Origin of the sequence: Phaeobacter sp. JH20_34, assembly GCF_048056095.1 — a bacterium.
GTDB classification, from domain to species: Bacteria; Pseudomonadota; Alphaproteobacteria; order Rhodobacterales; family Rhodobacteraceae; genus Phaeobacter; species Phaeobacter bryozoorum.
Window position 1 is genome coordinate 1 of record NZ_JAYMWT010000015.1, and the last position, 7,853, is coordinate 7,853.

Annotated in this window: 7 protein-coding genes; 6 read left to right on the forward strand and 1 reads right to left on the reverse strand. The window is 54.8% G+C overall.

Features of this window, described 5'->3' with window-relative positions; translation table 11 throughout:
• Positions 1 to 603 precede the first annotated feature (603 nt).
• Positions 604 to 1,419 (reverse strand): helix-turn-helix domain-containing protein, encoded by an 816-nt coding sequence (locus tag VWZ81_RS11595; protein ID WP_416542769.1) that lies wholly within the window; start codon positions 1,417 to 1,419, stop codon positions 604 to 606.
• Between the two features lie 134 nt (positions 1,420 to 1,553).
• Between VWZ81_RS11595 and VWZ81_RS11600 the strand changes: the two genes are divergently transcribed.
• The 6 genes from VWZ81_RS11600 to VWZ81_RS11625 all read left to right on the forward strand — a co-directional run bounded on the left by VWZ81_RS11600 (position 1,554) and on the right by VWZ81_RS11625 (position 7,808).
• A complete protein-coding gene (locus VWZ81_RS11600; protein ID WP_416542770.1) occupies positions 1,554 to 2,657 on the forward strand; it encodes an ABC transporter ATP-binding protein in 1,104 nt (367 codons plus the stop codon).
• Entirely contained in the window at positions 2,654 to 3,535 is an 882-nt protein-coding gene (locus VWZ81_RS11605; protein WP_416542771.1) for an ABC transporter permease, read from the forward strand. The genes VWZ81_RS11600 and VWZ81_RS11605 overlap by 4 nt, the downstream gene beginning before the upstream one ends.
• Positions 3,532 to 4,356: an ABC transporter permease gene (locus VWZ81_RS11610; RefSeq protein WP_416542772.1), complete on the forward strand. Its 825-nt coding sequence runs from the start codon at positions 3,532 to 3,534 to the stop codon at positions 4,354 to 4,356. The genes VWZ81_RS11605 and VWZ81_RS11610 overlap by 4 nt, the downstream gene beginning before the upstream one ends.
• Positions 4,353 to 5,393 carry an extracellular solute-binding protein gene (locus VWZ81_RS11615; protein ID WP_416542773.1) on the forward strand — a complete coding sequence of 347 codons (1,041 nt, stop codon included), beginning with the start codon at positions 4,353 to 4,355 and terminating at the stop codon, positions 5,391 to 5,393. Before VWZ81_RS11610 ends, VWZ81_RS11615 begins: the two co-directional genes overlap by 4 nt.
• A 67-nt stretch (positions 5,394 to 5,460) precedes the next feature.
• Positions 5,461 to 6,498 carry a histone deacetylase family protein gene (locus VWZ81_RS11620; protein ID WP_416542774.1) on the forward strand — a complete coding sequence of 346 codons (1,038 nt, stop codon included), beginning with the start codon at positions 5,461 to 5,463 and terminating at the stop codon, positions 6,496 to 6,498.
• Between the two features lie 32 nt (positions 6,499 to 6,530).
• The gene (locus VWZ81_RS11625) at positions 6,531 to 7,808 is read left to right on the forward strand and encodes an NAD(P)/FAD-dependent oxidoreductase (protein WP_416542775.1); all 1,278 of its coding nucleotides are present in this window, start codon (positions 6,531 to 6,533) and stop codon (positions 7,806 to 7,808) included.
• Positions 7,809 to 7,853 lie beyond the last annotated feature (45 nt).

Sequence of the window (7,853 nt, forward strand, 5' to 3'; positions counted from 1 at the left end):
CGCCCACCCGCACCAGAGGCCACCGTCCCAATAGACCAAAGGCCAGTCATGAACTAACTTTCAATTTGGACCACTCGAGCGGGGCTGCTCATGATCCCGATGATTTGTGCCTCGGTGAAACGGCTCTTACGCATTCGTCTGCTCCTACATAGGTGGGGCAGACTCTACTTCATGGTGAGGGATTTTGCGGGGGGCAGGTCACGCTGAATACTGCTTGCGCGCCGCGGGGCGGATGTCTTTCACGACCTTCTCACCGTGGCTCTTTCGCGTTCCGGGTTTCTGTCTCATCTCCACTCCTTAGTGGTTACGATGTGCCAGAAACCCTCCCTTATCAAATCGACCTAAACTGCCCCATTGGCGCTGACGTCAGACATGCTCGGTTGTCGACGGCCGCTTTGGATTGTGGGCCTATAAATCTGAAATCTAACCACGGCCGCCAGAAAGTCGTGAAGGGTAAGAATGGATCAATAATCAGCGATGAGTTCAGTACAGGCAGCGGCGGCGGAATGGGTGGCATCTATTGGGGCTTTTGGTGCGAGATGACTTCAAGTCTCGACAACCACTCCGTGATCCTTCCAACATGACAATCGCGCTAGTTTCAGTTTATTTTGGCCCCGAAGACAGTGCCGGGCTGAACGTTGCGAACAGTTCTGCCTGTGATGAGATATCCAGCTTCCGGTGAATGTTCCGCCGGTGGACCTTTGTCGTACCTTTGGAAATGCCAAGGACAAGGCTGGCCGACGAGTTCGAGTGTCCCTGCAGTATAAGGGCCGTGATTTCTGCCTCTCTGGTCGTCAGGCCACCTGGTTTCAGTGACAATGCAAAGTCGTAGATTATCTTATCAAGGGGCCGATGTATCGCCTCAGGCGAAGACTGGGGGTCGGTGTCATAGATCCATTCGCAATGCTGACGCATGAGTTCTGCCAGCAGAGGCGCCAACTGATGTAGATATGAACATTCCTTTCGGTTGAACAACTGGTCGGTCTTTGATCGGCTGATTGACAGGTGCGCCACATGCTCATTGGAAAGGCGCGCAAGGAAACCAACCTCATCAATGAGATCGGTTTCGCCATAATACTTCCGATAATACTCACTGGAAAAGAACCGATCCGGAGCGATGTCCCTCAACCTGTGCGCGTCGTCGTCAAAGGAATTTCGGCTTAGCTGGTAAAAGGGATCAAGCAGGAATGCACCTTGGAAATATTGCGTCCTAAATACCCCATCAAGCTTGGCATCCGGTATCCAGTGATAGACGGAACGCGGTGCCTGACTTGGCGGAAATATGACAATTAGGAACGTGCTGAATGACAACTGCTCTTTCAAGAAGCGGCGCATTTCCACTGGAAATTCTAGCGATTCTGCACAGCGTAAAACCTGCGCCAACGCGCGCATCTGTTGCTGCGTGAAGCTGAAATCCACGGGCTATACTCCCAAAAAACTGAAAATTTACACAAAATCTACCCTCTTGGGGGTATGTTCGCAAACAAGATTCTGGAGAACCCTAAATAAAATGATCGCGGTTCAGCATTCATGGGAGGTGCTAGCGATTTGTTTTGCATTGGGAGGTGCTTCGTTTGAGTATTGCAATAAAGGCAAAAGGACTCCGTAAAGTCTATGATGGGCGCCCACCGGTGGTGGCTCTGTCCTCGGCCAGCGTGGATATCACGGATAACGAATTTTTTACTCTGCTTGGGCCGTCAGGTTGCGGGAAAACGACCCTGTTGCGGTTGATCGCTGGATTTGAAGCGATCACCGATGGCGATCTGCTGTTGTACGGAGACGACATTTCGAGCCTGCCGCCAGAGAAGCGTCCTATCAACACGGTGTTCCAGCACTATTCGCTGTTTCCACATATGACTATTCTTGAGAATGTTGCCTTTGGCCTGCGACGTCTGGGCAAAGCCAAAGCGGAAGCCAACAGGACAGCGCGGGAGATGCTCGACCTCGTGCAATTGGCGCAGATGGCAGATCGCTATCCCTCGCAATTGTCCGGTGGGCAACAGCAACGGGTCGCGCTTGCACGCGCTCTGGCCCCAAAACCACGCGTCTTGTTGCTGGACGAACCGCTGTCGGCTCTTGATCTGAAGCTGCGTCAGGCGATGCGCTCGGAACTGAAACGCTTGCAGCGCGAAACCGGAATCACCTTTGTTTTCGTCACTCACGACCAGGAAGAAGCACTGTCGATGAGTGACCGCATTGCGGTGATGTCGGCAGGTGAAATCCAACAGATCGCAACACCGGATGAGATTTACGAAAACCCCACAAATCGCTTTGTGGCCGACTTCATTGGGGATGCAAATTTCTACGATGTTGTGCTGCGGAAAACCTCTGGCGATACGGCCACATATGAGACTTCTGATGGTGAGGTCCTGACCGGCCCTGTTGTCGAGGGGCTGGCCACTGGTGAGGCTGCAACTTTGTTTGTGCGCCCCGAAAAGGTGACGCTTCTTGACTCGCAAACGACGGGCGCTGTGCCCGGCACCGTCAAAGACGTCATCTATCTGGGTGGCTCGACTGACTATGAAGTCGAGCTGGAACATGGCGCCACAATTGTCGTGCGGGCTGAAAACCATCGGGACGGTAGTACGCTTGCCAATCCGGGCGAGCAAGTTTTTGTCCTGATTGATCCTAAAGCGGCACGGGTTCTGAAATCATGATGCGGCTCAGAACTTATGCGGGGGTGCTGCCTGCTTCGGTCACCATCGGCATCTTCATGCTGCTGCCGATCCTGATCGTCATCGTCTACTCCTTTCTCGAAGCCAGCCCTTATGGAGGTGTGCGACCCAACTTCTCGTTTGAGGCTTACACACGGCTGTTTTACGAACGTGACCTCTTTGATGAGATGGCGTTTAACCCCGCCTACCTGCAAATCTTCTTTCGGTCGGTTTGGATCGCAATAATCTCGGTGCTGGCCTGCCTGCTGATCGGCTTTCCGGTGGCCTACTATATCGCCATGCAGTCGTCTGAACGTCGCAATCTTCTGGTTTTGCTGATCACCATCCCGTTCTGGACAAACCTGCTGATCCGGACTTTTTGCTGGATACTGGTCTTGCGCGATACCGGGCTGATCAACAACGCACTGATCGGAAGTGGATTGATCGAGAAACCGATCGCCATGCTATATACAGAGGGCGCGATCGTGCTGGGGCTGATCTACACCTACATCCCCTTCATGGTGCTGCCGATTTATGCCTCGCTTGAGCGGCTCGACCTGCGCCTGATCGAGGCCTGCCGGGACCTTTACACCACCAAATGGGGTGCCCTGCGCCATGTCGTCTTCCCATTGGCCGCACCGGGAATTTTCGCGGGCTCAATCCTTGTGTTCATTCCCGCCATCGGTGCCTTTATCGCACCCGAGCTTCTGGGCGGTGGCAAGAACCTGATGCTGGGCAGCCTGGTGCAGTTGCAATTCTCTTCTGCGCGCAACTGGCCGTTTGGGTCGGCGCTTGCCGTCATCATCCTCGTGATCGTGATGGTGGTTCTGACGCTCTATGCCCGCAACGCACACAAGAACGGTGGGGAGTTGTCACATTGAAAACCTCTGACAAGGATATCCGCACGCTTCCGGGATTCCGCTGGATCACACTTGGCTTCTTTCTCTATCTCTACTTGCCCTTGCTGATCCTCGTCATCTTCTCTTTTAACGCCTCGCGCTCTGCGACGGTTTGGGAAGGGTTCAGCCTTGATTGGTATGCCAAGGCCTTTGCCAACGACGATATCCGCCGCGCCGCGATCAACAGCCTGATCATCGCTCTATGCGCCACAGCTTCCGCCACCACTCTCGCAACCATGGCTGCCCTATCGCTGGGTCGAAACCGGCGCGTAAAGGGCAAGCCCATCTTTAACGGGTTGATCATCCTGCCGCTGATGGTGCCTGAAATCGTCACGGCGATTGCAACGCTGACATTCTTTTCCGCGATTGGCCTCTCGCTGGGGCTGGGCAATATCATCATCGCCCATACCGTCTTTTGCATCCCGTTTGCCTATATGCCGATCCGTGCGCGGCTAACAGGCATGGACGAAAGCCTGGAGCTGGCGGCACAGGACCTCTACGCGGGCAAATTGGCGACGCTGCGGCTGGTGACCCTGCCGCTGCTGGGGCCAGGGATCGTGTCCGGCGCAATGCTGGCCTTCATCATCTCCATTGATGATTTCATCATCACCCTGATGGTCGCGGAAGCCGGATCAACCACATTGCCAATCTATATCTACAGCCTTGTCCGGTTGGGTATCACCCCAGAAATCAATGCTGTTTCCACGGTTCTGCTGATCATCTCGATCATTTTCGTAACTGTGTCCTACCTCGTCGGGAAAGACCGGAAGGGCACATCTACAACAGGAAGGGAAGAAGAATGACTATAAAAAAAGCAACCACACTCATGTCCACGGCCGCGTTAAGCGCGATGGTTTTGGCCAGCAGTGCTTATGCGGAGGGGGATTTGTTCATCTACAACTGGACGGATTACACCGCGCCAGATCTGATCACCAAATTCGAAGCTGAAACCGGCATCTCGGTCACGCTGGATACATATGACAGCAATGAAACACTGCTGGCCAAGCTCCAGTCGGGTGCCACCGGGTATGATATCGTTGTGCCCAGCCACAATTTTGTGGAAATCTTCATCAGCGAGGGCCTGCTGCAGCCGGTCAATGCGGCCAATTTGGCCAATTATGGAAACCTGACCGAGGACTTCACGACTTCGCCGTGGGATGCAGGTAACGTCTATACAGTGCCGTGGCAGTGGGGAACAACATCGTTCACTGTCGATACCAGCGTCTATGGTGGGGATATCGACACCTATGACGTTCTGTTCACCCCACCAGCCGAGCTTCAGGGCCAGATCGGCATGTTCAAGTCGGCTGATGAGGTGATTTCCATGGCGTCGATTGCATTGGGTGTGCCCCTTTGCAGTGAAAACCCTGAAGAAATGCGTCAGGTTCTGGAGCTCCTCGAAGCCCAGAAGCCGCATGTGAAAACGTATAGCTCTGACGGCATCCTTGAGCGTCTGTCATCGGGCGACACGGCGATCCACCAAAACTGGAATGGATACTCAATCCGTGCGCGGGACGCGAACCCGGCGATGACTTATGCGTTCCCACAGGAGGGCGTCATCACCTGGGCTGACAATCTTGCCATCCCCACGGGTGCACAGAACTACGAAAACGCCATCAAGTTCATCGACTTCATGATGCAGCCTGAAAACATCGCGATCCAGTCGAACTTTGCTGGATACTCAAATGGTGTTGCGGGTAGCACGGAGTTCATGACCGACGCCCTGAAATCCGCACATGAGCTGTCGCCGCCTGAAGGCACACCGCTGGTGTTCTCGCAAAGCTGTTCTGAGGCCGCGATTGAGCTTCAGAACAAGGTCTGGACAGCCTTGCTTCAATAACAGTCCCCCTCCCTCACCTCAGGCGGCGTGTTGTGCGTCGCCTGTTTTTTACTGATACGGAGCGAAAATGCGCACAGTCTATTCCGACAAACACAAATTGCGTGATGCCAAGATTGAAATCCATGAAGGTAAGATCGTGGCCCCATTCGAGTGTCCACGCCGCGCTGAGATTATCCTTGAGCGTGTTACGTCACAGCATCTTGGTGAGGTGATCGAGCCAAAAGCTTACGGCCTGGAGCCCGTGCTGGCAGTCCATGACGCAGGCTTCGTGCGGTTTTTGGAAACCTGTGCCTCTGATTGGGCCGCTGCCGGCTTCGCAGGCGAACCCATGGCCAATTGCTGGCCCACCCGGACGATGAACTCGCCACATATCCCTGAAATGATTGAGGGCAAGATCGGGCATTATGCGCTGGCCAGTGAAACCACCGTTTCGGAAGGATCATGGGAGGCCGCCCTTGCCAGCAAGGACGTTGCGCTGACCGCAACAGACCTGGTCCTGGGTGGTGAGCGCACGGCCTTTGGTCTCTGCCGCCCGCCCGGCCATCATGCTGCCGTGGATCAGTTTGGCGGCTACTGCTTCTTGAACAATGCCGCCATCGCTGCGCAACACGCCTTGGACAATGGGGCACAGAAGATCGCCATTCTGGATGTCGATTTCCACCACGGAAATGGCACGCAGCAGATTTTTTATGGCCGTGATGACGTGCTGTTCCTGTCCATTCATGGCGATCCGATGCACGCCTTCCCCTATTTTCTCGGGCATGCTGATGAGACCGGTGAAGATGCGGGACAAGGCTTTAACGTCAATTACCCGCTGCCACCGGGAGCCCCATACGATGTGTGGAAAGCTGCACTTGACCAGTCACTCGCACGTATCAAAGCCTACGAGGCGGACCTTCTGATTGTCTCGCTCGGCGTCGACACGTTCGAGGACGACCCCATCAGCTTTTTTAAACTCGAAAGCGGCGATTTCACGGATTACGGCCGCGCGATAGCAGCTTTGAACCTACCAACGGTCTTCTTGTTGGAGGGCGGCTATGCAGTTGAACAGGTTGGGGTCAACGCGGTGAACGTACTGCAAGGGTTTGACCAGGCCTCTGGCTGACCGTTCTCTCAAAAATCATAAGGACCACGGCTTTGCACACGACAAGCTACTATGCCGCTACGCGCAATGACACCCAGAGCTATCCCTCCCTGACCGGAGATCATCGCGTCGATGTGGCGATCATTGGGGGCGGGTTCTCTGGCGTCTCGGCGGCTGTGGAGTTGACCGAACGCGGGCTGAAGGTTGCCCTGCTGGAGGCCAAGAAAATCGGCTGGGGCGCGACCGGACGCAATGGAGGTCAGATCACCGGCAGCCTTTCTGGTGATAAGGCAATGCAGCGCGAGTTTCGAAAATCCCTCGGGGCAGCCGCAGATGATTTTGTCTGGGACCTGCGCTGGCGCGGGCATGACATTATCCGCAACCGCGTCAGAAAATATGGCATCGACTGTGATCTTAAGTTCGGTCAGATGCAGACCGCAATGAAGCCGAGCCATATGAAGGAGCTGGTCGAGATCTACGAAGAGGGCTTGCAGCGCGGTATGGGCGACAAACTAACGATGCTCGATGCCAAGCAGATGCCTGCATATCTGGAAACCGATCTCTACTGCGGCGGTTTGCTGAACACAAAGAACATGCATGTGCATTCGTTGAACCTATGCCTCGGCGAGGCTCGTGCTGCAGCCAACGCTGGGGCCCTCATTTTTGAACAATCCGAAGTAACAAATATCGAACACGGACCGACACCCAGAGTTGTGATGCGAACCGGTTCTGTGACCGCCAACGCCGTGATGATTGCCGGTAACGCCTACCACCTATTGGACCAGAAACGGCTGGGGGGGGCATTGTTCCCCGCATCGCTCAGCATCATGGCGACCGAGCCATTGGGCGTCATGGCGGACAAGATCAATCCGAAAGACCTCGCCGTTTACGACTCGCGTTTCGTGCTCGATTACTACCGTCTGACAGCCGATAAGCGGCTTCTGTTCGGTGGGGGCACCAATTATTCCGGCCTGAACACCAGCAACATAGACGCCGAGTTGCGTCCGGCGCTTGAACGCACCTTTCCCCGGCTCAAGGGCATCAAAGTAGAGTACTCCTGGAGCGGCATAGACGGCATCATCATCAACCGCATTCCCGAGGTCGGAAAACTCTCGGACAATGTATTCTATGTTCAGGGGTTCTCCGGCCATGGCATCGCACTCACCCATATTCTGGGAGAAGTCATGGCTGAAGCCATCACCGGCCATCTGGAGCGCTTTGATGTGTTCGCCAATGTCAGGCACTTGCGCCTGCCGTTCGGACGGCGCGCGGGCAGCCTGATCGTGGCCTTGGGGATGATCTATTATTCGCTCCTTGAAAAGATCCGCTGACATGAACGGTCAAAAACTATGAAAAACATCCCTGAGGCCTATGAC

Bases quoted from the DNA above. Each gene is read 5' to 3' on its own strand.
- VWZ81_RS11605 (WP_416542771.1), top strand. From the start codon at position 2,654: ATGATGCGGCTCAGAACTTATGCGGGGGTGCTGCCTGCTTCGGTCACC.
- VWZ81_RS11620 (WP_416542774.1), top strand. From the start codon at position 5,461: ATGCGCACAGTCTATTCCGACAAACACAAATTGCGTGATGCCAAGATT.
- VWZ81_RS11615 (WP_416542773.1), top strand. From the start codon at position 4,353: ATGACTATAAAAAAAGCAACCACACTCATGTCCACGGCCGCGTTAAGC.